Annotated in this window: 26 protein-coding genes and 1 riboswitch; of the genes, 15 read left to right on the top strand and 11 right to left on the bottom strand. The window is 69.2% G+C overall.

The genetic code is table 11. From position 1 onward, the window contains the following. Window positions 1-36: 36 nt before the first annotated feature. Window positions 37-1,245 (bottom strand): FAD-dependent monooxygenase, encoded by a 1,209-nt coding sequence (locus AFR_RS07280; protein ID WP_023359258.1) that lies wholly within the window; start codon window positions 1,243-1,245, stop codon window positions 37-39. Window positions 1,246-1,322: 77 nt separating this feature from the next. Here AFR_RS07280 and AFR_RS07275 point away from each other — a divergent pair, with 77 nt between their 5' ends. Continuing rightward, complete coding sequence (locus tag AFR_RS07275; protein WP_023359257.1) at window positions 1,323-1,769, top strand: MarR family winged helix-turn-helix transcriptional regulator; 447 nt, start codon at window positions 1,323-1,325, stop codon at window positions 1,767-1,769. Window positions 1,770-2,959: 1,190 nt separating this feature from the next. Here AFR_RS07275 and AFR_RS07265 read toward each other — a convergent pair. Both AFR_RS07265 and AFR_RS07260 read right to left on the bottom strand, forming a co-directional pair. Further along, window positions 2,960-3,796 (bottom strand): ABC transporter permease, encoded by an 837-nt coding sequence (locus tag AFR_RS07265; RefSeq protein WP_023359256.1) that lies wholly within the window; start codon window positions 3,794-3,796, stop codon window positions 2,960-2,962. Further along, on the bottom strand, window positions 3,793-4,761 hold the full coding sequence (locus AFR_RS07260) for a daunorubicin resistance protein DrrA family ABC transporter ATP-binding protein (RefSeq protein WP_023359255.1): 969 nt from the start codon (window positions 4,759-4,761) through the stop codon (window positions 3,793-3,795). Before AFR_RS07260 ends, AFR_RS07265 begins: the two co-directional genes overlap by 4 nt. 185 nt (window positions 4,762-4,946) lie before the next feature. Here AFR_RS07260 and AFR_RS07255 point away from each other — a divergent pair, with 185 nt between their 5' ends. Both AFR_RS07255 and serA read left to right on the top strand, forming a co-directional pair. Continuing rightward, the gene (locus AFR_RS07255) at window positions 4,947-5,864 is read left to right on the top strand and encodes a phosphotransferase family protein (RefSeq protein ID WP_023359254.1); all 918 of its coding nucleotides are present in this window, start codon (window positions 4,947-4,949) and stop codon (window positions 5,862-5,864) included. Between the two features lie 127 nt (window positions 5,865-5,991). Continuing rightward, window positions 5,992-7,203, top strand: a complete 1,212-nt coding sequence (serA, locus tag AFR_RS07250) for a phosphoglycerate dehydrogenase (RefSeq protein WP_023359253.1) — start codon at window positions 5,992-5,994, stop codon at window positions 7,201-7,203. Window positions 7,204-7,224: 21 nt separating this feature from the next. Here the strand turns inward: serA and AFR_RS43430 are convergent, their stop codons facing one another. Further along, the gene (locus tag AFR_RS43430) at window positions 7,225-8,580 is read right to left on the bottom strand and encodes a hypothetical protein (RefSeq protein WP_148307893.1); all 1,356 of its coding nucleotides are present in this window, start codon (window positions 8,578-8,580) and stop codon (window positions 7,225-7,227) included. A gap of 271 nt (window positions 8,581-8,851) precedes the next feature. Beyond that, window positions 8,852-9,514, bottom strand: a complete 663-nt coding sequence (locus AFR_RS07240) for a response regulator (protein ID WP_023359251.1) — start codon at window positions 9,512-9,514, stop codon at window positions 8,852-8,854. A 240-nt stretch (window positions 9,515-9,754) separates the two neighbouring features. On the opposite strand from AFR_RS07240, the gene AFR_RS07235 reads away from it, so the two are divergent. From AFR_RS07235 to AFR_RS07215, 5 genes are all read left to right on the top strand, one after another. Next, window positions 9,755-10,402 carry an AfsR/SARP family transcriptional regulator gene (locus AFR_RS07235; RefSeq protein WP_023359250.1) on the top strand — a complete coding sequence of 216 codons (648 nt, stop codon included), beginning with the start codon at window positions 9,755-9,757 and terminating at the stop codon, window positions 10,400-10,402. 69 nt (window positions 10,403-10,471) lie between these two features. Beyond that, window positions 10,472-11,101, top strand: coding sequence for a class I SAM-dependent methyltransferase (locus AFR_RS07230; protein WP_023359249.1), 630 nt, complete (start codon window positions 10,472-10,474; stop codon window positions 11,099-11,101). 68 nt (window positions 11,102-11,169) lie between these two features. Then, a complete protein-coding gene (locus AFR_RS07225) occupies window positions 11,170-11,655 on the top strand; it encodes a MarR family winged helix-turn-helix transcriptional regulator (RefSeq protein WP_023359248.1) in 486 nt (161 codons plus the stop codon). Further along, window positions 11,652-13,388: an MDR family MFS transporter gene (locus tag AFR_RS07220; protein WP_023359247.1), complete on the top strand. Its 1,737-nt coding sequence runs from the start codon at window positions 11,652-11,654 to the stop codon at window positions 13,386-13,388. Before AFR_RS07225 ends, AFR_RS07220 begins: the two co-directional genes overlap by 4 nt. Before the next feature lie 56 nt (window positions 13,389-13,444). Next, on the top strand, window positions 13,445-13,747 hold the full coding sequence (locus AFR_RS07215) for an antibiotic biosynthesis monooxygenase family protein (protein WP_023359246.1): 303 nt from the start codon (window positions 13,445-13,447) through the stop codon (window positions 13,745-13,747). 3 nt (window positions 13,748-13,750) lie between these two features. On the opposite strand, the gene AFR_RS47665 is transcribed toward AFR_RS07215, so the two are convergent. Continuing rightward, the gene (locus AFR_RS47665) at window positions 13,751-14,788 is read right to left on the bottom strand and encodes a GAF and ANTAR domain-containing protein (protein ID WP_084298340.1); all 1,038 of its coding nucleotides are present in this window, start codon (window positions 14,786-14,788) and stop codon (window positions 13,751-13,753) included. Between the two features lie 47 nt (window positions 14,789-14,835). Continuing rightward, on the bottom strand, window positions 14,836-15,039 hold the full coding sequence (locus AFR_RS07205; protein ID WP_023359244.1) for a hypothetical protein: 204 nt from the start codon (window positions 15,037-15,039) through the stop codon (window positions 14,836-14,838). A 277-nt stretch (window positions 15,040-15,316) separates the two neighbouring features. Between AFR_RS07205 and AFR_RS07200 the strand changes: the two genes are divergently transcribed. Both AFR_RS07200 and AFR_RS07195 read left to right on the top strand, forming a co-directional pair. After that, on the top strand, window positions 15,317-15,517 hold the full coding sequence (locus AFR_RS07200) for a hypothetical protein (RefSeq protein ID WP_023359243.1): 201 nt from the start codon (window positions 15,317-15,319) through the stop codon (window positions 15,515-15,517). Between the two features lie 26 nt (window positions 15,518-15,543). Further along, window positions 15,544-15,729 carry a hypothetical protein gene (locus AFR_RS07195; protein ID WP_023359242.1) on the top strand — a complete coding sequence of 62 codons (186 nt, stop codon included), beginning with the start codon at window positions 15,544-15,546 and terminating at the stop codon, window positions 15,727-15,729. Window positions 15,730-15,778: 49 nt separating this feature from the next. On the opposite strand, the gene AFR_RS07190 is transcribed toward AFR_RS07195, so the two are convergent. After that, window positions 15,779-16,339, bottom strand: coding sequence for a DUF1360 domain-containing protein (locus tag AFR_RS07190; protein WP_023359241.1), 561 nt, complete (start codon window positions 16,337-16,339; stop codon window positions 15,779-15,781). Window positions 16,340-16,359: 20 nt separating this feature from the next. Next, the gene (locus AFR_RS07185; protein WP_023359240.1) at window positions 16,360-16,617 is read right to left on the bottom strand and encodes a DUF6158 family protein; all 258 of its coding nucleotides are present in this window, start codon (window positions 16,615-16,617) and stop codon (window positions 16,360-16,362) included. A 90-nt stretch (window positions 16,618-16,707) separates the two neighbouring features. Between AFR_RS07185 and AFR_RS07180 the strand changes: the two genes are divergently transcribed. The 3 genes from AFR_RS07180 to AFR_RS07170 all read left to right on the top strand — a co-directional run bounded on the left by AFR_RS07180 (window position 16,708) and on the right by AFR_RS07170 (window position 18,787). After that, window positions 16,708-17,127, top strand: coding sequence for a hypothetical protein (locus tag AFR_RS07180; RefSeq protein ID WP_023359239.1), 420 nt, complete (start codon window positions 16,708-16,710; stop codon window positions 17,125-17,127). Window positions 17,128-17,144: 17 nt separating this feature from the next. After that, the gene (locus tag AFR_RS07175; protein WP_023359238.1) at window positions 17,145-17,471 is read left to right on the top strand and encodes a DUF3817 domain-containing protein; all 327 of its coding nucleotides are present in this window, start codon (window positions 17,145-17,147) and stop codon (window positions 17,469-17,471) included. A gap of 208 nt (window positions 17,472-17,679) precedes the next feature. Next, window positions 17,680-17,818: riboswitch (cyclic di-AMP (ydaO/yuaA leader) on the top strand. 33 nt (window positions 17,819-17,851) lie between these two features. Then, the gene (locus AFR_RS07170) at window positions 17,852-18,787 is read left to right on the top strand and encodes a C40 family peptidase (RefSeq protein WP_041840673.1); all 936 of its coding nucleotides are present in this window, start codon (window positions 17,852-17,854) and stop codon (window positions 18,785-18,787) included. Between the two features lie 73 nt (window positions 18,788-18,860). On the opposite strand, the gene AFR_RS07165 is transcribed toward AFR_RS07170, so the two are convergent. Beyond that, the gene (locus AFR_RS07165; protein WP_041840672.1) at window positions 18,861-19,862 is read right to left on the bottom strand and encodes a sigma-70 family RNA polymerase sigma factor; all 1,002 of its coding nucleotides are present in this window, start codon (window positions 19,860-19,862) and stop codon (window positions 18,861-18,863) included. A gap of 553 nt (window positions 19,863-20,415) precedes the next feature. Here AFR_RS07165 and AFR_RS07160 point away from each other — a divergent pair. Next, complete coding sequence (locus AFR_RS07160) at window positions 20,416-21,099, top strand: SDR family NAD(P)-dependent oxidoreductase (RefSeq protein ID WP_041840671.1); 684 nt, start codon at window positions 20,416-20,418, stop codon at window positions 21,097-21,099. On the opposite strand, the gene AFR_RS07155 is transcribed toward AFR_RS07160, so the two are convergent. Further along, window positions 21,096-21,890 (bottom strand): dTMP kinase, encoded by a 795-nt coding sequence (locus AFR_RS07155; protein WP_023359234.1) that lies wholly within the window; start codon window positions 21,888-21,890, stop codon window positions 21,096-21,098. The genes AFR_RS07160 and AFR_RS07155 overlap by 4 nt on opposite strands. A gap of 165 nt (window positions 21,891-22,055) precedes the next feature. On the opposite strand from AFR_RS07155, the gene AFR_RS07150 reads away from it, so the two are divergent. Next, window positions 22,056-22,640, top strand: a complete 585-nt coding sequence (locus AFR_RS07150) for a nucleotidyltransferase (RefSeq protein WP_023359233.1) — start codon at window positions 22,056-22,058, stop codon at window positions 22,638-22,640.

Genomic DNA, 22,640 nt, shown 5'->3' with positions numbered 1-22,640 from the left:
GTGGCAGAACACCGCCACAACGGAAAGCCACGCGGCTCACGACTGCGGCGCCGGCACCACCGCGTCCCAATCGATCGTGTACCGGTGCAGCCAGCCCATCATCCGTTCCGGCTGGTAGAACGTCCGCATCACCAGCGGGAAGACCAGATCCCGCACCACCCGCCCGACCGGACCGGGCGCCTTGTCGTTGTTGATCCGCGCCGTCCTGGCGATGACCTTCTCCACCCGCGCCCGGCGCAACCCCTCGTAAGCACGGAAAGCCTCCGCAACGGGCAGATCGCGCAGACACCGCGCCAGCTCGACAGCACTCTCGATCGAAAGCGACGCACCCTGCCCCGAACTCGGCGTCGTGGCATGCGCGGCATCACCGACGAGCACCACCCGTCCGCGGGACCAGGTCCGCACCGGAGGCATGTCCTGCAGGCCGCCCACATTGACCAACTCGCCGGGATCGACCTGATCGAGCAGCCGCAACGCCGGCAACTCATCATCGGCGAACAACTCCCGCAGCCGCGCCAACCACTCACTCTCGGGAATCGCGCGCGCCTGGGCCGCGGTCAGCATCTCCGCGGAGTGCACGTTGGCGAACCACCCCGCCTCAGCGTCATCCCCCACCCGATAGCCAAAAAACGCCTTCCTCCCGTACGCCAGATGCATCGCACCCGCCGTCGACGGCAACCCGGCGTCCCGCGCCCAGCCGCCCAACCCGACCAGGCCGGAAAACCGCGGCTGCGGCGCACCGGGATCAAGCAGCCCCCGCACGGTCGACCAGATGCCGTCAGCACCGATCAGCACATCGGCCTCGACCCGGGTCCCGTCCTCGAACACCGCCACCACCGAGTCGACGCCGTCCTCGAACCCGACCAGCCGCCGGCCGTACTCGATCGGCACCCCAGCGTCGACCGCCGCGTCGACCAGGGCGCGATAGAGCCGCGCCCGCTTGAAGGTCCGGCTGGTCGGTAAGCCCGGCAGGTCCTCGAACTGCCCGAGCCGCTTACCGGCCCCGGTCTCCATCACCATCCGCGGCGTAGGCACCCCGGCGGCACCGACCTCCTCGGCGATACCGATGGCGGCCAGCGCGGCCATGCCGTTGGGCGCGAGCATGAGCTCACCACCGATGCCGTCGGCGTTCTTGGCGTACGCCTCGTAAACGGTCGCCGCTATCCCGGCCCTCCGGAGAGCCACCGCCACCACCGGCCCGGCAATTCCGCCACCGATGACCACAGCCGTCCGCACACGTGCCATCCCGCACCCCCGTGGGAAAATCTCTCGTAGCACCGATTATCTCGCCTAGACGAGATACTAGTGAATGCGAGATACTTGTGTCCACGAGTGATTTCCGCACGCAGCGGGAAGCGGAGATCGTCGAAGCAACCCGCCGCATGATCGCGGCGGCGGTCCTCTTCAGCCACAAAGTCGCCGAGCAGCTGAAACTCGGGCCGAGTGACGCCCAGTTCATGACCCTGCTGGACGTGCACGGCCCCCTGACCCCCGGCCGCCTGTCCGACCTGACCGGCCTGAAGACCGGAACCGTCACCGGCGTCCTCGACCGCCTCGAATCCGCCGGCTACGTCCGCCGCGACCGCGACCCCCACGACCGCCGCAAAGTCATCGTCTCCCTGGACCCCGCCCAGATCGCGGCCCGGGTGGACCCGCACTACGCAGGCCAGGCGGAACACATGACGGGGCTGCTGCAGCGGTACAGCGACGACCAGCTCGCCCTGATCGCCGACTTCATGTCCACGATGTCCGCCGAGCAAGCCCCCTGACCCACCACCAAGCCAAACCACGGTGGCCAGCCCAGCCCCGGCCAGCCCAGCCCAGCCCTGGCCAGCCCAGCCCTGGCGAGCCCTGGTCCCGGCCTCACCCCGGTCCGGTCCCAGCCGCACCGGACCAAGCTGGACCAGCGGCCAAAGCCTCAGGCAGACCGAGCTGGACGCTGCCAAGATCGCGGCGAGCGACGACCAGCCTTGTGCCGGCTCATGATCAGCCGCCAACCCTCCATCGATTCCACGCGCGACGCCAACTGCGCACCTGCGGTCTCACCGCAACTTCGATGAAGTCGGGCCTACCCCGGCGCCCCGACAGCCCAACTCCAAGGAACTCGGCCCCTCCCAACGCCCTGAAGCCCCAACTTCAAGGAACTCGGCCCCTCCCAACGCCCTGAAGCCCCAACTTCAAGGAACTCGGCCCCTCCCAACGCCCTGAAGCCCCAACTTCAAGGAACTCGGCCCCTCCCAACGCCCTGAAGCCCCAACCCCAAGGAAGTCGGCCCCTCCCGACACCCCAAAGCCCCAACCCAGGCAAGTCGGCTTCTCCCAGCGTCGCGAACGCCCAACTCCACGGAGCTTGGCCCCTCGCGACGCCCTGAAGGCCCAACTCCAAGGAAGTTGGGCCCATCCCGACGCGCTAGGCCCCAACCTCAAAGAAGTTGGGGCATCCCGACGCACTGAAGCCCCAACTTCAACGAAGTCGGCCCCTCCCGACGCACTGAACCCGCAACTCCAAGGAAGTCGGGCCATCCCAACGCCCTGAAGCCCCAACCCCAAGGAAGTCGGGGCATCCCCACGCACTGAAGCCCCAACTCCAACGAAGTCGGGCCATCCCACGCACTGAAGCCCCGAAACCCGAGAAAGTCGGGACCTTGCAGCAACCGAAAGCCCGACTTCAAGGAAGTTGGGCCGAGGGCGGCGGTCGAAACCGGCCGGCGCAGGGCCACCCGCCTACTGCGGATGGCCCGGGCCGCAGTTCAAGAACTATTCGGTGCAGTCCAGGTCGGGTTCGAAGGGTGAGTCGTCAGGCCGAAGCCGCGCCAACCGCGCCGCCTGCCGGTCCGCCAACCCATAGGAACGCCGCGCCGCCGCGGCCTTGCGAGTAGCAGCACGCGCAGTGCGGCGGCGGAGCGATTCTTCCGCGCGCAAGCGGAGGTCCTGCTGCCAAGCGGCCCGCTCCAGCGCGGTCATTTGCGGTTGTAGAGGCGCATGGTCAGCGAGCCGAAGATCAGGGTGAAGGCGGCGCTCGCGATGAGGACCCACATGACTTCGGACATGTTCCAGGTGCCGGACATCATGGAGCGGACCGCCGCGACCAGGTGGGTGATGGGGTTGACCTTCACGAAGGCTTGGAGCCAGCCGGGCATGGTGATCGGGTCGACGAAGACGTTGCTGAGGAAGGTCAGGGGGAAGAGGACGAGCATGCTGACGCCCATGACGGACTTTTCCGAGCGGAGGAAGAGGCCGAACATCGTCCACACCCAGGAGAAGGCGAAGGAGAAGACGACGAGGAGGGCCACGCCGGCGAGGACGCCGGGGAGGCCGCCTGCGGGGCGGAAGCCGAGGATGAGGCCGACGACCATGATGGTGGTTGCGGCGAGGATGTAGCGGAGGACGTCGCCGAAGATCATGCCGACGAGGGCGGAGGGGCGCCAGACCGGCAGGGTGCGGAAGCGGTCGAAGACGCCTTTTTCGATGTCGGTGTTGAGGCCGACGCCGGTGTACATGGTGATCATGACGACGCTGGTGACCATGATGCCGGGGAGCAGGAACTGCAGGTAGTCGCGGGTGGAGCCGGCCAGGGCGCCGCCGAAGAGGTACGTGAACATCAGCGTCATGATGATCGGGAACGCGGTCACGTCGAAGAGTTGCTCGGGGACGTGCTTGATCTTCAGGATGGCGCGCCAGCCGAAGGTGATCGAGGCGGACCAGGCGCTGGGGCGTTTCGGGCGTTCGCCGCGGGTGAGCACCGCACTCAGCGTCTCGGTGGACGGCGTGTAGGCGACTGTGGTGTCGACACTCATGCGGCGACCTCCGGGCGGTCGGTCAGGGCGAGGAACACCTCGTCGAGGCTGGGCTGGCCGAGGGAGAAGTCGTCCACGATGATCCCGGCGTCGGCGAGCGCTCCGAGGGCCCGGGAGGCCTGCTCGGCGGCGCCGCGTTCGGAACCGGAGCCGGAGGCCCGCGCGGTGAGGGCGACCGGGTCGGCCTCCTCCTGGACGGTGGTGCCGAGCGCATCGGCGAGCAGACCGGCGGCCTGCGAACGCTGCGCGGCGTCACGCAGTCGCACGTGGACCGTGCCGGCGCCGATGGACGCTTTCAGCGAGCCGGGGGTGCCCTCGGCGATGACCTTGCCGTGGTCGATGACCGCGATCCGGCCGGCGAGCCGGTCGGCCTCGTCGAGATATTGGGTGGTGAGCAGCACGGTCGTGCCGTTGGCCACGACGACGCGGATGATGTCCCACACCTGGTTGCGGCTGCGCGGGTCGAGGCCGGTGGTCGGCTCGTCGAGGAAGAGCAGGTCGGGGGTGTTGAGGATGCTCGCGGCGACGTCGATGCGCCGCCGCATGCCGCCGGAATACTTCTTCACCTGGCGGGCCGCCGCGTCGGTCAGCCCGAAGGCCTCGAGCAGCTGGGCGGCCCGTTCACGGGCCGCGGGTTTGGCATATCCGAGGAGCCGGGCGAGCAGGATCAGGTTTTCCGTGCCGGTCAGGTCCTCGTCGACCGACGCGTACTGCCCGGTCAGGCTGACGCGGCTGCGGACGGCGTCGGCCTCGCGCACCACGTCGTGGCCGAAGACTCGGGCCTGGCCGCCGTCGGGTCTCAGCAGGGTGGCCAGCATGCGCACGACGGTGGTCTTGCCGGCGCCGTTGGGTCCGAGCAAGCCGTAGACGGTGCCGGGCGGGACGGTCAGATCGACCCCGTCGACCGCGCGGTTGTCGCCGAACGTCTTGATGAGACCTGTCGTCTCGATGGCCGGTGCGCTCATGTCATGTCCCTCCGTTGGGCATGCTCGCATCGTGCCGGGACAGTGTGACATTTTCGCTGGTGCGACCCCCTGTGCGACGAAGTCCGTTTCCGAAAAGTGGCCGGACTGCCAGGATCCTCACAGAGGACGGCCGAGCAGGGCAGGACAGGGCCGAGCAGGGCAGGGCCGAGCAGGGAGGGCCGGTCATGGTCCAGACGTACGGTGCGCGGATCGGCTGGGTGGATCTTCCGCGGCACATCAGGCTGCAGGCCGAGAGGATCGCCGGTGGTCAGGTCACCGCAGCCGTGTCCCAGAACGGCGGTTTTTCTCCCGGTACGGCCGACCGTGTCGTCCTCGGCGACGGCCGCCGCGCCTTTGTGAAAGCGGTCAGCACTTCGCACAACGAGCGTTCCGTCGAGCTGGCCCGCAACGAGGCGCACGTTACCGCCCGCATGCCGGGGCACGCACCCGTCCCCCGCCTGCTGGGCAGTTACGACGACGGCGAGTGGATCGTGCTGGTGCTGGAGGATGTCGAGGGCCGGCACCCGCGTACCCCGTGGGTCGGGGAGGAAGTGGCAGCGACCGCGGGGGCGCTGCGTGACCTTGCCTCGGCGGTCACGCCGCCGCCGCTGACCGGTCTGCCGGACGCCGCCGATCACCTCGCGCCGCACTTCGCCGGCTGGGACCTGATCGCCGCCGATCCCCCGCCGGACCTCGACCTCTGGGTCCGGGCCCACCTCGATGATCTTCGCCGGGCGGCCGATCGGGGCCTGGCGGCGGTCCGGCACGGCGAGACCCTCGCGCACTGCGACATCCGGGCAGACAACCTTCTGGTACGCCCGGACGGCACCGTCCGTGTTGTCGACTGGGCCTGGGCGAGCATCGGCCCGGACTGGCTCGACACCGTCCTCCTGGGGATGAACGTGCTGGTCCACGGCGGTGACGACCGGGTGCTCGCGGGCGTCGATCCCCGCGCGGCCGCCGACGTGATCGCGGGTTTCACCGGTTATCTCCGGGAACGCTCCCGTCATCCGTCCCCGGGCATCCCTCATGTGCGTGACTTTCAGCGTGCGCAGGCCGACGCGGTGCTGCCGTGGCTGCGCGAGCGACTGGTGACGGGCTGACCGCCAGATGGGAGGTCCGGCACACCCCCGGGGTCCGGGCAATCCGGGGCATTAGGCTGGGACGCCGGTGAACTGGGCTCCGGTGTCGCGGCCCGGACGGTCAAAATCCCACATGGAACGGAAAGTGATGATCGACCAAGCCAAGGTGCGAGTCCTGCTGCTCGAGAGCATTCACCCGGACGCGGTGTCCCGGCTCGAGGCCGCGGGTTACCAGGTCGAGTCCGTCCGCAACGCCCTCGACGAGGTCGAGCTGATCGAGCGCATCCGGGGTGTGCATCTGCTCGGCATCCGGTCGAAGACGCAGGTCACCGCGAAGGTGCTGGAGGCCGCGGACAGCCTCGTCGCGATCGGCGCGTTCTGCATCGGTACCGATCAGATCGACCTGGCCGGTGCGTCGCAGGCCGGTGTCGCGGTTTTCAACGCGCCCTTCTCCAACACCCGTTCGGTGGTCGAGCTGGCCCTCGCGGAGATCATCGCGATGACGCGCCGCCTCACCGAGAAGAATTCGCTCATGCACGAGGGTGTGTGGGACAAGGCCGCGATCGGCAGCCACGAGGTGCGCGGCCGCCGGCTCGGCATCGTCGGTTACGGCAACATCGGCACCCAGCTGTCGGTGCTCGCGGAAAACCTGGGCATGCACGTGTCGTTCTACGACACCGCCGACAAGCTGGCCCTGGGCAACGCTCAGCGCTGCGCCAGCATGGAGGAGCTGCTCGAGACCTCCGACGTCGTCACGCTGCACGTCGACGGGCGCCCGGGGAACGCCGGTTTCTTCGGTGCCGAGCAGTTCGCCAAGATGCGGGACGGCGCGATCTTCCTCAACCTGTCGCGGGGCATCGTGGTCGACCACGTCGCGCTGCGTGACTCGCTGACCAGCGGACACCTGGCCGGCGCCGCCGTCGACGTCTTCCCGACCGAGCCCAAGGGTCGCGGCGACGAGTTCGTCTCCGAGCTGCGCGGCCTGCCGAACGTCATCCTCACGCCGCACATCGGCGGGTCCACCGAGGAGGCGCAGTCCGACATCGGTGACTTCGTCGCCAACAAGCTGGTGCACTTCGTGCAGGAGGGCAACACCACGCTGAGCGTGAACCTCCCCAGCGTGGCCCTGCCGGCCGCCACCGACATGAGCCGGATCATCCACGTGCACCTGAACATGCCGGGTGTCCTGGCCCAGGTGAACAGCATCCTGGCCGAGCACAGCGTCAACGTCGAGGGCCAGCTGCTCAGCACCCGCGGTGAGTACGGATATCTGATCACGGACATCAGCGGCAGCTACAGCGCCGATGTCCTCGACAAGCTCCAGGGCATGAGCCAGACGGTGCGGCTCCGGGTTCTCTGATCCGGCACGGGCCGGGTCGCGCTACTTGACGTTCTCCACGGAGAGCAGCGTGACCCGGGCCTCGGCCGTCACGTCGTACCGGTTGTTGGTGGCCCAGTCCTTCGGGGTCAGCGTCGAGCCCGGTTCGACGTCGCGCAGCGTGCGCGCGCCCGCCGCCACCGTCTTGGCGCCACCCTGCATCTTCACGCGGACGGGATTGCCCTGCGGTGAGGTCAGGGCCAGTTCGTCGACCGCCCCGGTGACCTTGAGTGCCACCGTACCGGCGGGTTCGGGAAGGGCGATCTCGGTGATCCGGGAGCCGCCGGCCAGGTCGATGCCGCCGATCTCACCCCCGGTGAAGTTGATGCGTTGTTCCTGGGCGGCGCCGGAGAAGCGGAGATTCCACACCACCCGCGAGGAGAGCACCACCTCGACCTCGCCGGTGGTGCCGTCCCCGTCGGGCACGACGTTCAGCTGCACCAGGTCCTGGTCGAGGACGGGCTTGGGCAGGATCCCCGCGTCCTCGGCGGTCGTGATCCGGTAGAGCTCGTCACCGAGGTCCTCGCTGCGCATCGTCACCTTCGTGACTGCGGTGACCAGCTCGAACGACGCGGCCGTCCGGCCGTCGAGCGCGGCGGTCGCGACACGGTCCTCGGCCTTGGTGCCGGCGCCGAGCTCGAGCACCGACGTCAGGCTCTTGTCGGAGCCGGAGAAGTACGAGACGCCGGCGACGGTGCCACCGAGCAGGACCGCGGCGCTCAGCACCACACCGGCGATCAGCACACCGCGGCTGCGGCGCGGCGGCTCGTTGGTCAGGATCGTCTGCTCGCCGGTGGCATGCGGGTGCCGGGCGGCGCGGTGCGGCCGGATCTCGCGGCCGGGGCCGCCGATGAAGTCACCGATGCCCTCCTCGTCCTGCGCCACCGGTCGCGGCCGGGCCTGACGGGCCTGCGCCAGCACCGACTCCGCCGTCACCGAGCGAACGGGGTGCGGGGCGGGCGCGGCCCGATAAGGATCGGCGCCGTAGGGCGAAGGCGCGCCCGCGTAAGGCGACGGCGAAGGCGCGTCCGCGTACAAAGCGGGCGCCTCCGCATTCGGCGCGGGTGCTTCGGCGTACGGGGCGGGTGCTTCGGCGTACGAAGCTTCGGCGTACGAGGAAGGGGCTTGGTGGGGCGTGCGCTGCGACGGCAGGAAGGGCGCGCCGGAGGTCGGGGACGTCCGGCTGTTGTGGTTGCCGCTGATCGGTCCGGCGGTGAAGCCGAACGAGGCGCGACCGGGCCCGGCCGGCGGCGCGGGACCGTACTCCGGCTCCGGCGGATCCCCGGCCGAGTTGTACGCGGCGGCGGACGCCGGGGTGGTGGGCGAACCGAACGCACTCCAACTCGGGGAGTCGGCCATGTCTTCCTCATCAGCGTTGTCACGGAACGAGTTCACAGCGGGTGGCCGCCGATAGGGTGCCGGGTCAGGCCGGCGTGTGTCGTTGTCGCGGTTGGCCCAGTCGGCACCCGAGGTCGACACCAGGTCCGCCACTGCAACGGACACATCGGACGAACCGGCGTAAGATCGTTCCACGCGATGTCCTCCAACTCGCGCCGGCGCCGGCAATCTTCAGGGGCGCTCCAGCGAGAAGTACGGATGCCGCGGCTTAACGGATGAGTACGAGAGTGAATTACTCTCCGTTATGGCGGTCAGGGCTCAGCAGGCCACGCCGCGTAGCGACCGCGACCGCCTCCAGCTGGCTGTGCGCGCCGAGTTTGCCCAGCACAGCCTTCACGTAGCCGCGGCACGTGTGGACGCTGATGCCGAGCCGCCGGGCGATGGCCCGCGGGTCGAGCCCGGAGCCCATCAGCACCAGTACCTCGTGCTCGCGGGCGGTCAGCCCTCCAGCCCGCGGTCCGACGACCGGGGTGGTGCTGCGCAGCAGCCGCGCGAGGATGTCCGTGGACACCGTCATGCCGCCGCCGTGTGCGGTGTGCACCGCGTTGAGCACGTCACCGAGCGGCCCGTTCTTCGACAGGAACCCGGAGGCGCCGGCCGCCGTCGCCCGTCCGACCAGGGCGGACTCGTTGTTCGCGGTCAGGATGACAAACCGGGTGTCCGGCTGCCGGTGCCGCAGGAGCTCCGCGATCGCGATCCCGTCCGCGTCCGGAAGGTCCGGATCGAGCAGAACCACGTTCGGCCGCAGCTCCTGTACGAGCCTGATTGCCTGTTCACCCGTGCGCGCATGACCGACATAGCGCAGCTCCGGTTGACCGGTCAGCGCCACGCCGAGCAACTCGGCGAACGTCTGATGCCCATCAACCACGAGCACCGTGATCGCCTCGCCCACCATTCACGCCTCCTGATCTGCCAGCGCTGGAAGTCTATGTGTACGCCGCCGGAAGCCAAGGCGTACCAACAGTCGGACAGAGGTCACGAGGCAAACCGATCGCGCGGTACGGCCGCCGTCCGGATGAGTCCGAGCGGTCGCCATAACTCGTATCTTCGGTGGAAGAGACCCCTCGCTTTCGGGGTCCTAAACGCCGCCGCGGAGGCTTGTCGCACGACCGTCACCCGTACAGGGTCTTACGCCATGTACGAGATCCAGCTCTTCGGCCCGCTCGAGGTCCGCACCCGTGGCGTACGCCTGACCGGTGACGACTTCGGTGGCGTCACACCCCGGAACATCCTCGCACTGCTCGCGCTGCACGGGGATCTGCACCGGTCGGAGCTGGCCGAACTGCTCTGGCCGGGAGAGCGCGCGGCCGGCCGGGAGACCACGGTGGAGGGTCAAGTGTCCCTTTTGCGCCGTCAGCTCGACCCCACCGGCGATCCGGGTGACTCCGTGATCACGACGTGCAACGGTGGCTACGCCCTGGTGGCCGAGCGTGTCCGCGTCGACGTCGCCCGTTTTGATCAGCTCGTCGCCGCCGCCGCGAAGCGCCAGGGTGGAAGTGCCCTGCGTCCGCTGACCGCCGCCGCACACCTGGCCGGGCGTCCGCTCCTCGAGGACGTCGACCACGCGGCGTGGGCAGCCGAAGCCCGTGAGCGATACCGCGCCCGCTTGGTGACGACGCTGCTCGACGCGGGTAGTCACGCGCTAGCAATCGGTGAGCCACGGCGGGCTCTGGACCTCGCCGACCGCGCCCTGCGGTTGGACCCGATGACGGAGCGTGGCCAGGCGATCGCGACGGCCGCACACGCCATCGCCGGTGACCTGGTCGCGGAGCTGGCCGCCTGAAGGACCGTACGAATGTGACCCAGCTCAAATAACGCGCGCCCGGCGTAGAAAGCACGAAGAATCGCCCGGGTGTCGACCTCGCTGCTGCCCGTACCCCTGGCTCCGGAGATCTCGCTGCACCTCGCCGACGACAAGGTGGGTCTGCTCGACGGGACCGGCGGTGAGTTCAGCACCGACGTGCCGCTGCCGTTCTGGCTGTTCGTCTGGGCGGGCGGGCAGGCACTGGCCCGTTATGTCCTCGACCGGCCCGAGCTGGTCCGCGGCCGGACTGTGGTCGACGTGGCGTCCGGTTCGGGTGTCGCGGCGATCGCGGCGGCCAAGGCCGGCGCGTCCGCGGTCACGGCTCTGGACGTCGATCCCCGGGCGGTCGAGGCTGCCGTCCGCAACGCCGCGGCGAACGATCTGGTCGTCGAGGCTCACGCCGGGGACATCGCCACCGCCGACATCACCGCTGACGTCTTCCTGGCGGGCGACGTCTACTACACCGCCCGGGTCGCCGATCGGATGACGGCGCGGCTGCGCCGGGCCAACCGTGAGGGTGCGCGGGTGCTGGTCGGTGACCCCGGCCGCGGCTTCTTCCCCACCAAGCTCTTCACGCAGGTCGCCGAGTACGTCGTACCGGTGCCGCCCGCGCTGGAGGAGACCGGCTCGCTGGTGACCGGCGTCTGGGAGATGCGCACCACAATCACCGCCCGTTAACCCTCAGGAAATGCTTTCACCAAGCAACAAGTTGTACGCTGCACGCATCTTGATGGGAGGTGCAGCGAGTGATCAAACCGGAACCCGGGGATGCCGCCGGACGTCTCGCCGAGGAGATTGTGCGATTCACCCGGCTCGGCGCACGGGCCAAGGGCATGCTCAACGCGGGAGACCTCGGCGCTGAGTTCTCCGCGCTGATGCTGCTCTTCCCGCTGCGGCACCTGGGGCCGATGCGGGTCACCGACCTCGCCGAGCTCAAGGGCACCGACCCGTCCACCATCAGCCGGCAGGCGGCACAGCTGGTCAAGGCCGGCCTCGCCCGCCGGGAGGCCGATCCGGCCGACGGCCGCGCGTCGCGGCTCGCAGTCACCGACGCAGGCCTCGCGGCCTGCGGACAACTGCACGAGGCACGGCACGCGCTGCTCAGCGAGGCGTTGAGTGGCTGGCCGGCGGAGCGCGTGACCGCGTTCGCCGACCTGTTCGAAGAATTCAACAGCTCCGTCGAGGCGCGTCTGCGCAGCGACCCAGCCGTATCAGCACGGGAGAACGCGTGAGCAACCCCAGCACCACCGCACCCGCCGAGGCGGGACCGGCAGGCGGCCCGCCCGCCGGCCGGCCCTCGGTGGAATTCACCCACCGGCAGATCCTGACCATCCTCGCCGGCCTGATGATGGGCATGTTCCTGGCCGCCCTGGACCAGACGATCATGGCCACGGCGACCCGGACGATCGCCGACGACCTCAACGGCTTCGACCTCCAGGCCTGGGCCACCACGGCGTTCCTGATCACCTCGACGATCTCCACGCCGCTCTACGGCAAGTTGTCCGACATCTACGGCCGGCGCGGCTTCTTCCTCTTCGCGATCGTCGCCTTCGTCGTCGGCTCGATCCTCTGCGGCATGTCGCAGAGCATGTACGAGCTGGCCGCGTTCCGGGCGATCCAGGGCATCGGCGCCGGTGGCCTGATGTCGATGGCACTCGCGATCATCGGCGACATCGTGCCGCCCCGTGAGCGCGCGAAGTACCAGGGCTTCTTCCTCGCGGTGTTCGGCACCGCCAGCGTCATCGGCCCGCTGCTCGGTGGCTTCTTCGCCGGTCAGGACTCGATCCTCGGCATCACCGGCTGGCGCTGGATCTTCTACCTCAACGTCCCGATCGGCATCGCCGCGATGATCGTGGTGGCCCGCGTGCTGCACCTGCCGCACACGCGTACCAACCACCGCATCGACTGGCCGGGTGCGGTCGCGCTGATCGTCGGCCTGGTGCCGCTGCTGACCGTGGCCGAGCAGGGCCGTACCTGGGGCTGGGATTCACCGCGGGCCCTGGCCTGTTACGCGATCGGCCTGATCGGCATCGTCGCCTTCATCCTGGCCGAACGCGCCTACAAGGACGAGGCACTGCTGCCGCTGCGGCTCTTCAAGAACCGGACCGTCGCGGTCGGCTCGATCTCCAGCACGATCATCGGTATGGCCATGTTCGGTGGCCTGCTGACCGTGCCGCTGTACCTCCAGATCGTCAAGGGCTCGTCGGCGACCGAGGCCGGCCTGCAGATGATCCCGTTCGTGGTGGGCATCATGGCCGGCTCGATCACGGCCGGTCAGCTGATCGCCCGTACCGGCCGCTACCGGATCTTCCCGATCATCGGCAGCTCGCTGATGCTGATCGCGCTGGGCCTCTTCGCCACGATCGGTGCGGACACCCCGCTCTGGAAGACGATGCTGATCATGGTCGTGATGGGTCTCGGCCTGGGTGGCAACATGCAGCCGATGATCACGGCCGTGCAGAACGCCGTCTCGCCGCGGGAGATCGGCGTGGCCACCAGCTCGGTGACCTTCTTCCGGTCGATGGGTGGCACGCTCGGCACCGCGATCTTCCTGTCGGTGCTGTTCAACGTTGTCGGCGGCAAGATCAATTCGGCCTACGAGAAGGCACAGGGCACCCCGGCGTTCCAGAGCGCCGTCGCGGCCGACCCGAGTCAGCTGCAGACGCTGCAGCGGGCCCAGGGCGGCGACGCGCTGAGCGACACGTCGTTCCTCGGCCGCCTCTCCGACGTGGTCTCGCACCCGTTCAAGGTCGGCTTCTCGGACGGCATCCAGCTGATCTTCCTGCTGGCCGCGGCCGTGATGGTCATCGGCCTGATCGTTGTCCTCTTCCTGCCGGAGGTGCCGCTCCAGCAGCGGTCCGCCCAGCAGCAGCGGGCCGACGACGCTGCGGCCGCCGCCGCGAGCGACGGCGTGCCCGGTGAGGTCGGGGCCGGCCCGGAGGTCGAGACCAAGAGCTCCCGCTAGCGCTTTCGAGCACAGCAGAGGGTACGGGCGCAGCACGCGCTCGTACCCTTTGTCGTATGGCAGTCGTGAAGATCAACGCTATCGAGGTCCCCGAGGGCGCCGGCCCCCAGCTGGAGCAGCGCTTCGCCGCCCGCCAGGGTGCGGTGGAGAACGCGAAGGGGTTCCTGTCCTTCGAGCTGCTCCGCCCGGTCGGCGGCGAGACGCGCTACTTCGTCTACACCCGCTGGGAGACGGAGGAGGACTTCCAGGCCTGGTCGGCCGGTCAGGGCCGGGCAGCTCACGCCGGTGAGCGCAGCCGCCCGGTCGCCTCCGGAGCCAGCCTGCTGGAGTTCGAGGTCGTCCAGCACGTCGAGAAGTAGGGGTCAGCTCTCCGCGTTACGGGCGGCCGCCGCGATAAGCCGTTCGGCGACCGCCCGGCGATCGATGCCGAGGCGCTGCGACGTCTCCCGCAGCACGTCGTAGGCCTCCTGCACACCGCAGCCCCGCTGCGCGATGATCACGCCGGCGGCCCGGTCGACGGTGGCGCCCTCGGCGAGACTTTCCCGCCGGCGAAGCTCACCGAGGAGCACCTCGGCCTGGTTGACCAGCGCCATCGTGGTCAGCAACAGCTCGGGATCGACGCCACCCGGCTCGGCGACGAAGAGGCTCAGGGCGCCCACCGAGGTGCGCTGCACGTCGAGCGGGATCGAGACGATGCCGTGGACGCCCTCCACGCGGGCACACACGGCGAGCTCGGGCCAGCGCGGGTCGTTCTGCAGCTCCTGCGCGGTGACCAGCACACGGTTGCGGGCCGCTTCGAGAGCGGGACCCTGACCGGTGGCGTACTGGAGGTCGTCCAGGGCCTGCGCCCGCGGCCCGGAGGCGGCCACCACCGGCGGACCACCCTCACCGATCAGCGTGACCGAGCAGCGCAGAGCACCGGGCACGGCACTGGCGGCAAAGGCAGCGAGCCGGTCCAGTGCCTGCGGCATGTCGTCGGCACCGAGCAGGCGTACGGACAGCTCGTGGAGCAGGCCGGCCAGCTCCACGGGATGTGGACCGGCGGGCAGCACGGTCGAGGCCGGCACACCACGAACCCGGCCGCCGGTGTCGGTGACCGGGCCGCTGCGACGGACGGGACGGGCAGCACGGTCGTTACCGGTGGCCTTGGCCCGCTCGGCGCCACGCCGGCTCTTCCGGCTCCCGGCCGTCCTGCGGGCCTCGGGAGTGGCCGCCAGGATGGCCAGCTCGCCGGAAGTGATCTCGGCGGACGGCAGGGTCGGCGCGGCCAGCGGACCCCGGCTCCGCCCGAGGCCGGAGACGCGGGCCGGGCCGGCGGTCAACGGGTTGCCCGGGAGGCCGGTGGACGGCGGGAGACGTCGGGAGACGAGCCGCCCGGAGCTCCGCTGCGGGGCTGACATCTGCCCGATATTGCCATGCGCATCGGTGAACACGAAAGTCATGTCCACTACCGGGTGCCTTCGCCGGGCGTGACCGTCTGCCCCGACGTCCGGTGCTCGAGGAACGAGTCCGGCGCCGCTTCCAGGTCTTCCTCCCGCTCGTCGGAGTCCGCGAGGATGGCTGCGGCCTGGGCCCCGGGGTCCGAACTGCCCGGGTTGCGCTCCTCCGGCAGCAGGTCGGCAGCGCGCTGATCGATCCGATCGTCACTCATGGGAGATCGAGTACCCAGCATCTGGAACGGCAAAAGCGCCGCCCCCGGGAATCCCGGTGACGGCGCCAATGCGGATGTCGGTGCGCAGGTCGCCTCTCGGCGAAAGGCTCAACGCGGCTCCAGCCGAACGGTATTCCGCGAAGGCAAAGGGTGAGGCCCGGGGACACTGATCGCACCGACATCCGTTCCAACCGTCGGCCGGGCCCGGGGATTCCGGTAGAGCTTGTGACCCAGACCACACTGTTTGCCACCACCGGGGCCGGGTAGACCGACCCTCGTGAGCGATGACCTGCAGCTACTCGACGCCTATCTCGACGACGCCTTCCTGAGCACGGAACGGCTCAGCAGCGGCGACCTGCAACGCGGTGCCATCGCGGCGGACCTCCCGGCGACCGCAATGACCCGTATCGACGCACTCCCCGAGGGTGAGTACTCCCAGGACGAGGCCTCGGAAGCCCTGCGGGTCCTGGGAGCCTGAGCCTCGGAAACCGATCAAGGAGCGACATGACGCAGCAGAACGAACGCCTGCCCGCCTTCGGTGACGAGGAAGCGGTCCCGGACGGCGACAGCGACTTCGCGAGCGAGCACTCCGACACGGTCGTGGACCCGGAGATCACCGAGGGCAAGGACGACGGTGAGACCGAGAGCCCTCGCGGCTGGACAGGCCTGGACCGCGAAGGCCCGCCCTGACCCGTCCATGACAAAGCCCCCGGCGTTCGCCGGGGGCTTTTCTGTCGTCTCAGGCCTGCGCGAGGGCCGGCTGCTCGTCCTCCTGCGGTTCACCCTCGGCGGCCTCCTTGGCCAGCGAGTAGGCCATCTGGAGGAAGTCCGAGGCGGCCGTGGCGGTGAAGACGGTCGCGGCGAGCCGGGTCAGCCGGGGCGCAAAAACCAGCCCGCTGGTCAGCCCGGTCGCCACCCACACCGCGAGGCAGAACGGGCAGCTGACCAGCTCACCGATCGAGTGCCGCAGTGTGCTGCCCTCGTCGCGGACCTCCTCGTTGACCTCGGCGCTGCCGCCCGGCTCGGCGTACCGGGTGAAGGGCGCGCGCAGCGGGCTGGTGATCGAGTCCTTGGCGATCAGCCGGCTCAGCTTGTGCGTGGCGATCGAGATCAGCACGACGTCGGCCGCGGCGGGACGCTCCGGCACCGGGCGCCCGGACAGCTTCGCCGCGGTGGCCAGCGTCCCGGCCAACACACCGAACGCGCCCATGGTCACCAGATATCCGTCCAGCGGCCGGTGCTCGTGCGGCGCGTACGCCCGCCGCAGCCGGTTCAGCCGACCGCGTACCGAGGGAAACATGCGGGGGGTTCCTCTCCCTGTCAGAAGTCCTGCGTGAGCCGCGACGCGTCGACCTCACGGCCGGGGTGCCGGGCCAGGTACTCGGTCTCCAGCTCCGCCGTGCGCCGCAGGTGGTTGGAGAGTGCCGCATCGGGGCCGTGCCGCAACGTGTCCAGCCGGGTCCGGTGCAAACTGGCCAGCTCGCGCAGCAGGTCGTCGTCGGCCAGCCCCGCAGGATCGATACCGGTCTCGGAGACGACGAGCTCGTCGTCACCCGAGTCGAGCCGGGCGTCGGTCATGGCGGTTCTCCCCCTCGTCGTCGGACGTGTACCTGTGCATGCGTTGCCCGAGCCGTCTGCCGCCAAACCCACGCCGGTACGCTGAGGACCATGAAAGGGCTGTGGACCCCCGCGTGGATCGCGCGCCACGTCCTCGCTCTGGTGCTCGTCGCCGCGTTCCTGGGGCTGGGCTGGTGGCAGTTCAGCCGCGCCACCGACGGCAACACCCTCAGCTGGGGTTACACCTTCGAGTGGCCGGTGTTCGCGGCGTTTGTCGTCTTCATCTGGTTCCGCGAGGTCCAGCAGGAGCGCCGCGCCTCCCGGGCGGTGCCGGAGGAAGAGCCGGGCGAGCCGGAGCAGGCAACGGTGCAGAAAGACGGACCGGTGACCGTACGCCGCCCGGTCCGCGTGCCCGTGGCCGCCGCGGCGCCCGCCGACGACGACCCCGAGCTGGTGGCGTACAACGACTACCTGAGCTGGCTGGCCGCCCATCCCGGCGCCCGGCCCGGCGATTACCCCAGGACCAGTTGAGACAGAGGACGTGGATCGTGCAGGGAGCCCTCACCCGTTACCGGATCATCGCCTGGATCGTCGGCGTGGTCCTCATCGTGCTCGTCGTGATCGGCATGCCCCTGAAATACGTGGGTGACAACGACACGGTCGTGGCCGCGGTGGGTCCCTTCCACGGCTTCCTCTACATGGTCTACCTCGTGGCGACCTTCGACCTGAGCCGGCGCCTGAAGTGGCCGCTCGGGCGGATGCTGCTGGTGATGCTCGCCGGCACCATCCCCTTCTTCTCTTTCTGGGCAGAACGGGTTGTTACTCGCAAATGGGCCGGCACCGAGGTGCAGACGCCGCCCGCCATGGCAGAGTAGGCAAAAGTAACGCTCTGAAAGGGCTTTGTCGCCGCCCGTTATCGGGATCATTCACATATATGTGATCATTGGCGCAAGTCACTCTCCCGGCTCTTGTGTTAATGCCGAGCGCCGATAAGTTAATGCGGTTGGTCCGGTCCGCAGCCACACCCTCGGTGGCACCGGCCAGCGCCGCTGAATCCTCGCCGGCGGAAAAGACGGCCCCGATCCCCCAGGGCCGCCACTTCCGCCATGACGAACCGGGGAACCACCGAAGCAGCACCGGGGTGAATCCGCGTCCGCGCGGTAGGGCATTCTTCCGAGCCCGAATCCGACAGCTAACCCGGTAAGCGGCCACAAGCGGAAGAAAGGCCCGCACGTTGCCACACGCCCGCACGACGATGCGCGCTCTCGTGGTCGCCGCCCTGGCGATCGCGATCAGCGGCACCACCGTGACGGCTGCCCAGGCGGCACCGTCGACGAGTGAACTCACCAAGAAGATCGACAAGGCGTCCGACCAGCTCGAGGACGTCGTCGAGTCGTTCAACAAGATGAAGCTCAGCCTGAAGAAGACCAAGGCCGAGGAGAAGAAGCTCGCCGAGTCGGTCGGTCCGGCCAAGGCAGCCCTCGTGGCCGCCGGTGGACAGATGAAAACACTCGCGTCCTCGGCCTACATGACCGGGAACGTCGGCACCATGAACGTCGTGCTCGAAGGCGCCGACAACCTCATGGACCGGATGAGCATCCTCGAGCAGATCTCGCGCAGCCGCAGCCGTGACATCGCGGAATACACCGCGACGACGCAGAACTACACCGAGCGTCAGGCCGCACTCAAGGCGACGCAGGACAAGCAGGCCGCCGAGGTCAAGGAACTGTCCGATCGCAAGAAGAAGATCGAGGCGGACCTCAAGAAGCTGTACTCGATGCGCACCGCCGCGTACGGCTCACCGACGGAAACCGGCAGCAAGTACACAGGCAGCATCCCGAAGATCGCGGGCTCGGCGGGCAAGGCGGTGACGTTCGCGTACAACGCCATCGGCGTGATGTACGACTACGGCGCCGACGGTCCCAACGGCTACGACTGCTCGGGCCTGACCTCCGCCGCCTGGCGGGCCGCCGGCAAGTCACTGCCGCACAACGCCGCCGCGCAGTACAGCGCGACAACACGGATCAGCCGTTCGCAGCTCCAGGCGGGCGACCTGGTCTTCTACCGCAGCAACGGCCACGTCGCCATCTATGTCGGCGGCGGCCAGATCATCGACGCCTCCCGCGCGGGTCAGCCCGTCAAGAAGCGCACGATCGACATCATGACGCCGAACGGCTACGGCCGGGTCTAGGCGCCACAGCAACGGCAAAAGGCCGGTGTCCCCGCTCGGGGCACCGGCCTTCTGGTGTCGGTAGGTGGTGGAGTTACGCGGCCTGGAGGCCTTCGGCGCGGGCGAGCTCACGCAGCCGGCCCAGCGCCTGGATCTCGAGCTGGCGGATCCGCTCCCGGGAGAGCGAGAAGCGCGACGCCACCTCGGTCAGCGAGTGCTCGCGACCGTCCTCGAGGCCGTACCGGGCGCGCATGATGCCCGCCGACCGGTCGTCGAGGTGGTTCAGCAGGCCCTCGATGCGCTGACGCTCCAGCGCGGTCAGGACGATCTCTTCCGGCGACGGCGCGTCGCTGTCGGCGACCAGGTCGCCGAGGTTCGTGTCGCCGTCGTCGCCCACCGGGGTGTCCAGGGAAACGGTGTCCTGGGCCCAGCGGGTCAGTTCGGTGACGCGCTCGACCGTCACACCCAGGGCAGCGGCGACCTGCGCCGGCTCGGGGTCGGCGCCGAGCTCACGGACGAGCTGGCGGGTGACGTTGCGCATCCGGTTGACGTCCTCGACCAGGTGCACGGGGAGGCGCACGGTGCGCTCCTGCTGGGCGATCGCCCGGCTGATCGCCTGGCGGACCCACCACGTGGCGTAGGTCGAGAACTTGTAGCCACGCTCGTAGTCGAACTTCTCGACGGCGCGCACGAGGCCCGTGTTGCCCTCTTGGATGAGATCGAGCATCGGCATGCCCGACCGCACGTAGCGGCGGGCGATCGAGACGACCAGCCGGAGGTTCGCACGGATGAAGAGATCCTTCGCCCGCTTGCCCTCGGTGACGAGTCGCTCCAACTCCTCCCGGCTGACGCCGCGACGGACCTCGCCGGTGTCGAGCAGGTGCTCGGCGTAGAGCCCGGCCTCGATTGCCTTGGAGAGGTCGACCTCCCTGGCAGCATCCAACAGCGGCGTCCGGGAGATTTCGTGCAGGTAGACTCCGACGAGGTCGCGCTCCTCGGCGACCTGGTCGGTCCGCATCACGGTGTTCTTCTCCACGTTGCCCACGGTCCCCTCATTGCCTTCACTAACCCTGTTACGGGCAATACCTGCGTCCATCAGCCCTCCCCGTAACGTCCGCAGTTCGTGCATTGCGGTGCTGACACCTACATGAACAGATGACAGCCTGCGCTGATTCCGGCTGGTGGGTCGAAAGTGTCACGAATGCCTGAGCGTCACCTGAGAGCCGCGTGCATACTTACTGAGGAAGGCCCTCTTACAGAGGCATTCGGAGCCGCACCCCGCGTTGGATGCGTGCAGTGACGCATACCCTTCGCGAGCTTCATGACACCATCGGCCCCTCATTCGTCACAGCGACGGGCATCACGGAAAGCTCTGCGACGCTCGTCACTACCCAGTACGGCCAGGTAGCCAATTGGGTTCACGTCCAGCATCGACAGGTTGCCGCCGGGCTTGAAACAAACTGCCACGGCAAAAGGTCCCGCCGCTGACCGAAGCGGGAGCCCCTGCCACGATGCGCCACGTCGAGCCCCAGTTCACTCGCCCGCACGGGTGACCCACGCATGGATGACGGCCGTTCGGGCCCGGGCGTTGCAACCGTCCGGCCAGTCCTGCCGATAGTGAGCGAAAACACAGGGCTACCGTGCTCCTCATGGAGCGCAGCGTGCTGGTCACCGGCGGAACGGGCGGCCTCGGCGGGGCCGTCCTCGAGACCCTGCAAGATCAGGGCTGGCGGGTCGTGGCCCCGGTTCGGCCGGGAAAGACCGGACGCCTGCCGGGCGGAATCGTCGAGGTCGAGGCCGACCTGGACGACGCGGCGGACGTGCAGGCGGCGGTGGACGTCGCCGCGGCCGAGACCGGCGCACCGCTGCGAGCGGTGATCAACGTCGCCGGCGGTTACGCAGGCGGCGGACTGGTGCACGAGACACCGATCGAGGACTTCGAGGCGATCCTGCGGGCCAATCTGCGCCCGACCTACCTGGTGACGGCGGCGGCACTCCCCCGGCTGGTGGCCGCCGGTGGCGGTTCCGTGGTCTGCGTCGCGTCGCGTGCGGCGGTGGCACCGTTCTCCGGCGCGGCCGGTTATGCGACCGCCAAGGCAGCCGTCCTGGCCTTCGCCAACGCCGTGGCCGTCGAATACAAGAAGAGCGGCGTGCGCTGCAACACCGTGCTGCCCAGCGTCATCGACACCCCGGCCAACCGGGCGAGCCAGCCGGACGCGGACTTCGCGCGCTGGGTCACCCCCGCCGAGATCGCCCAGGTGATCGCCTTCCTCGCCGGGGACGCGTCGGCGCCGACCAGCGGTGCGAGCATCCCGGTCTACGGCCGGGCCTAGAAACCTTCGGCCAGCTGGTACGTGAGCACCGAGGCCGCCGCCGCGAGTGTTGCCACGGCGACGATGAGGGCACGGGCGTGCGAGACCAGCGCGGCGGTCCGGGGCGCCGGCACCGTCGTGGTGACCGGCGGCGTCCAGGTCCGCATGTGGTGCAGCAACGCCTGCTCGACCTCGGCCGGGGTGCCGTTCGCGTCGATGACGACAAAGTCGCGGTGCTCGGGGAGCGCCTCGTACGCCGCGGTGGCCGCACGCAGGTAGTCCATCTCCTCGTGGTCGTACCCGCGACGCTCGATCCGGTCGTACGCGATCTCCGGGTCGACCGCGAGCAGAAACGTCACGTCGGGTTTCGGGAAGACGCGATAGGCCAGGCGGGCGCGGCGCTCGGCACGGTTGATGCGCTCCGGCCGCGGGTTCTTGGCGTGCGCGCGGATGCTCGCGTACTGGCAGACGGCGTAGCGGTCCATGACCGCGACCTCGCCGGTGACCTTGCGCCGCAGCAGGGTCCGCAGGATGGCGAGCCAGCGCAGCACCGACTCGACGAGGAGCATCGCCTTGCGGCCGAGCAGGTCTTCACCGTCGCGGCGGCCCAGGGTGGTGGCGAGCCGGCCGAACCAGCGACGACCACCGGCGTTGCGGCGGTAGGTCGCCGGGAGACCGCGGGCGGCCAGTCCCTCGGCCAGCAGATGCGCCTGGGTGGTCTTGCCGGAGCCGTCGATGCCGACCAGCGCCACCGTCCGGAGACGGGGAACACCGGACTGTCGCGCGGGGCGGGATTCGAGGTCGGGGACCATACCCACCAACGGTACCTGGGCCAGTCACGGACGGTTCCGGCGTGAACGGGGCTCCCCGCGTACCAAAATGGGGTCAAGCTGGTGATTTTGCCCGGGTGTGAAGGGTTGAGTGCTCGGGTAGTCGTTGAAGTGGCAAACGCACACAACCGACGCAGGGAGACCGCCATGCCGCACCGGGTTGACGAGGGCCTTGTCAACACGCTCAAACGGGTGGCCTCCGTCCTGAAACAGGCTGAGATCCCGTTCGCGCTCGGCGGCAGCTTCGCGGTGTACGCCCACGGCGGCCACTCGAGCGACCACGACGTCGACTTCCTCATCCGGGAGCAGGACAAGGCCCGCGCGCTCGAGGAACTGTCGGCCGTCGGCTTCGAGATGGAGCAGCCGCCCGAGGACTGGCTGGTCAAGGTGTTCGACGAGGGCCGGATGGTGGACCTGATCTACCGGCCGGTCGAGTCGCCGGTCACCGACGCCACCCTTCGCGACACGGTCATGCGGCCGGTCGAGGCGATCAACATGCCGGTGCTGTCGGCGACCCAGCTGATGATCCACAAGCTGCTCAGCTACACCCAGCACTACTGCGACTTCGCCACCGGACTGCCGGTCGCCCGTTCGCTGCGCGAGCAGATCGACTGGGAACGGGTGCGGGCGGAAACCGCAAAATCGCCGTACGCCGAAGCGTTCCTGGTGCTGCTGGACCGTCTGGACGTGGTCCCGTTGCCGGCGGACGCCCAACTGACAGCCGGGGGTTGA

Source organism: Amorphoplanes friuliensis DSM 7358, from assembly GCF_000494755.1.
GTDB classification, from domain to species: domain Bacteria; phylum Actinomycetota; class Actinomycetes; order Mycobacteriales; family Micromonosporaceae; genus Actinoplanes; species Actinoplanes friuliensis.
Note: the sequence above shows the minus strand (reverse complement) of the source record. Positions and strands in the feature narration are given on the sequence as shown.

Bases quoted from the DNA above. Each gene is read 5' to 3' on its own strand.
- AFR_RS07280 (WP_023359258.1), bottom strand. From the start codon at position 1,245: ATGGCACGTGTGCGGACGGCTGTGGTCATCGGTGGCGGAATTGCCGGG.
- AFR_RS07265 (WP_023359256.1), bottom strand. From the start codon at position 3,796: ATGAGTGTCGACACCACAGTCGCCTACACGCCGTCCACCGAGACGCTG.
- AFR_RS07260 (WP_023359255.1), bottom strand. From the start codon at position 4,761: ATGAGCGCACCGGCCATCGAGACGACAGGTCTCATCAAGACGTTCGGC.
- AFR_RS07255 (WP_023359254.1), top strand. From the start codon at position 4,947: ATGGTCCAGACGTACGGTGCGCGGATCGGCTGGGTGGATCTTCCGCGG.
- serA (WP_023359253.1), top strand. From the start codon at position 5,992: ATGATCGACCAAGCCAAGGTGCGAGTCCTGCTGCTCGAGAGCATTCAC.
- AFR_RS43430 (WP_148307893.1), bottom strand. From the start codon at position 8,580: ATGGCCGACTCCCCGAGTTGGAGTGCGTTCGGTTCGCCCACCACCCCG.
- AFR_RS07240 (WP_023359251.1), bottom strand. From the start codon at position 9,514: ATGGTGGGCGAGGCGATCACGGTGCTCGTGGTTGATGGGCATCAGACG.
- AFR_RS07235 (WP_023359250.1), top strand. From the start codon at position 9,755: ATGTACGAGATCCAGCTCTTCGGCCCGCTCGAGGTCCGCACCCGTGGC.
- AFR_RS07215 (WP_023359246.1), top strand. From the start codon at position 13,445: ATGGCAGTCGTGAAGATCAACGCTATCGAGGTCCCCGAGGGCGCCGGC.
- AFR_RS47665 (WP_084298340.1), bottom strand. From the start codon at position 14,788: ATGTCAGCCCCGCAGCGGAGCTCCGGGCGGCTCGTCTCCCGACGTCTC.
- AFR_RS07205 (WP_023359244.1), bottom strand. From the start codon at position 15,039: ATGAGTGACGATCGGATCGATCAGCGCGCTGCCGACCTGCTGCCGGAG.
- AFR_RS07195 (WP_023359242.1), top strand. From the start codon at position 15,544: ATGACGCAGCAGAACGAACGCCTGCCCGCCTTCGGTGACGAGGAAGCG.
- AFR_RS07190 (WP_023359241.1), bottom strand. From the start codon at position 16,339: ATGTTTCCCTCGGTACGCGGTCGGCTGAACCGGCTGCGGCGGGCGTAC.
- AFR_RS07185 (WP_023359240.1), bottom strand. From the start codon at position 16,617: ATGACCGACGCCCGGCTCGACTCGGGTGACGACGAGCTCGTCGTCTCC.
- AFR_RS07180 (WP_023359239.1), top strand. From the start codon at position 16,708: ATGAAAGGGCTGTGGACCCCCGCGTGGATCGCGCGCCACGTCCTCGCT.
- AFR_RS07170 (WP_041840673.1), top strand. From the start codon at position 17,852: ATGCGCGCTCTCGTGGTCGCCGCCCTGGCGATCGCGATCAGCGGCACC.
- AFR_RS07165 (WP_041840672.1), bottom strand. From the start codon at position 19,862: ATGGACGCAGGTATTGCCCGTAACAGGGTTAGTGAAGGCAATGAGGGG.
- AFR_RS07160 (WP_041840671.1), top strand. From the start codon at position 20,416: ATGGAGCGCAGCGTGCTGGTCACCGGCGGAACGGGCGGCCTCGGCGGG.
- AFR_RS07155 (WP_023359234.1), bottom strand. From the start codon at position 21,890: ATGGTCCCCGACCTCGAATCCCGCCCCGCGCGACAGTCCGGTGTTCCC.
- AFR_RS07150 (WP_023359233.1), top strand. From the start codon at position 22,056: ATGCCGCACCGGGTTGACGAGGGCCTTGTCAACACGCTCAAACGGGTG.